Annotated in this window: 1 protein-coding gene; it reads left to right on the top strand. The window is 52.6% G+C overall.

Annotated elements, in window-relative coordinates:
* Nucleotides 1-98: 98 nt before the first annotated feature.
* Nucleotides 99-868, top strand: a protein-coding gene (locus IE158_RS13360) for an IS5 family transposase (RefSeq protein WP_189644197.1) whose coding sequence is annotated in 2 segments (ribosomal slippage) — nt 99-435 and nt 435-868 — 771 coding nt in all. Because the reading frame shifts where the segments join, the coding sequence is not laid out codon by codon here.
* Nucleotides 869-965: the final 97 nt, after the last annotated feature.

Raw genomic sequence — 965 nt, 5'->3', positions numbered from 1 at the left:
TCAGTCGAAAACAGTAATTGCTGGAGCCGAGTTTCGTCTTCAGGAGTCAGTTGGGGGTCAAGTCGTCTGATGACTTAGTCTACACCCGGAAGCTACTTATGAGGCTGACCGACGAACAATGGGCTGTGATTCAGCCCCTCCTCCCTCATCCAACCAAAACCACTCGCAGAGGACGGCCCCGACGTGATGACAGAGAAGTTTTAGAAGGCATCCTGTGGATTTTGCGCACGGGAGCACAGTGGAGTGAGCTGCCCAGGGCAGAGTACCCTCCAAAATCCACCTCTCACGAACGTTTCCAGGAGTGGAACGAGCAAGCTGTCTTTCCCCTGATTCTCGCTGCTCTATATGAGCAGCTCGAAGACCAAGAACTCCTAGATTTACGAGAAGCTTTCATCGACGGGACGTTCAGTCCCGCAAAAAAGGGGGCGACGAAGTCGGCCCTACCAAGAAGGGCAAAGGCTCCAAAATCATGATTATGGTTGATGCCAACGGAATCCCGTTGGCAGTTCAGGTGTGCAGCGCTCGTCCTGCTGAGGTTACGTTGGTGCAGGAGACCCTGGAAGCATCGTTCGGTCTGGACTTCCCCAAACGTCTGATTGGGGATAAGGCGTATGACAGTGACGGCCTGGATGAGGAACTACGTCATCTGGGTATTGAGATGATTGCACCGAACCGGAGAAACCGAAGAAAAACTCAGGATGGTCGGCCACTGCGCCGCCATAAGCGGCGCTGGAAGGTGGAACGGACGATTGCTTGGCTTCAGAGTTTCAGACGAGTTCGGACACGTGATGAGGTTAAGGCAGTCAACTTCCTAGCAATGGTTCAACTGGCCTGCATCCTGATACTCGTTCGCATAATTTCCGGATAGCCTCTATTTTCGAATGGCCATCGTCTCATGGCTCAGTACCCGACAACTTTACTTTTTCTCTGTCCAGAACAGCATAGTGGCTCCACAACCACCGTTA

The organism is Deinococcus piscis (genome assembly GCF_014653275.1).
In the GTDB taxonomy this organism is placed as follows: domain Bacteria; phylum Deinococcota; class Deinococci; order Deinococcales; family Deinococcaceae; genus Deinococcus; species Deinococcus piscis.
This window is presented reverse-complemented; position numbering and strand designations above follow the sequence as displayed.